At 36.0% G+C, this 1112-nt stretch carries 1 pseudogene; it reads left to right on the top strand.

Going from position 1 to position 1112, the window contains the following annotated elements:
- Positions 1-101 precede the first annotated feature (101 nt).
- Positions 102-1076, top strand: a pseudogene (locus QUA99_RS32925) (IS630 family transposase).
- The last annotated feature ends 36 nt before the right edge of the window (positions 1077-1112 follow it).

The raw sequence follows: 1112 nt of genomic DNA, 5'->3' as shown, positions 1-1112 counted from the left end.
TCTAATGTCATATCACGCTATGGCAAACACTTCTCTAATCATAACGTACTCTGATCCTTTCCTTCAGGGCACTACCTACTCCTCTTCATACATTGTTAAAAATGAAAGCTTATTCGATTGATTTTAGGCAAAAATTTCTTGATACTTATCATACTGAACCGATTTCACAAAAAGCAATAGCTAAGCGTTTTTCTGTAGCCCTCAGCTTTGTACAAAAATTGCTTAAACAATATCGTGAAACAAAAAAGATTACTCCCCGAACTGACCGATGTGGAGTCAAAGGGAAACTGAATGCACAGCAACTACTCATATTGGGGTTATTGATTGAAGTAAACAATGATGCAACCCTTGAATAACTTCGTTATTTACTTTATGAAAAAATCGTATTTTTCGTTAGTCGATCGACAATAGCAAGAATCATAAAACTCTTAAAGATTACTGTTTTAAAAAACTCTGTTCCCTTCTGGCAAAGGCACCGACCGAGTTCAACTCCTGCGATGTGAGTTGTGGCAAAAAATTAAATAGATTAGTTTGAAAGACTTAATATTCATTGACGAATCGGGAGTTAATTTGGCAATCGTTAGGTTATATGCGAGAGCTTTGAAAGGTCAAAGATCTCTCGTGACCAAAACCAACTAAACGTGGCAAAAATGTCTCAATAATTGGAGCAATGTCAGTCAAATAAATTTTGACATCGGTTAATCTAATAGGCGGAACTGATGCAATTACATTTGAAGCTTTTATTATCATAAAACTTGTGCCAAAACTCTGGAAAGGGGCTTGTGTAGTGATGGATAATTGTCCCATTCACTTGGGAGAAGAAGTGGAAAAAGCAATTAAAAAAAAGGGGCTAAATTAATATACTTATCTCCTTATTCACCCGATTTTTCACCAAGTGAAAATCTGCGATCAAAACTTAAAAATATTCTCCGTTCTATCAAGACTACTAATTATCAAGAATTAGCAGAAGCCATAAATTTGGCGTTCAGTCAAGTTACATCATCAAATATTTTTAACTGTTTACACACTGCTGTTACCCACATTCCGCACCCCCAACTGGCACATACGCGGATTGAGAGGGTAAAAGTGAATCATCCGAGATAATAGTGAGT

The sequence above is a fragment of the Microcoleus sp. F10-B2 genome, assembly GCF_036704965.1.
Lineage (GTDB): Bacteria > Cyanobacteriota > Cyanobacteriia > Cyanobacteriales > Microcoleaceae > Microcoleus.
The sequence above is the reverse complement of the archived record's forward strand: the minus strand, read 5'-3'. Positions and strand labels throughout refer to the sequence as shown.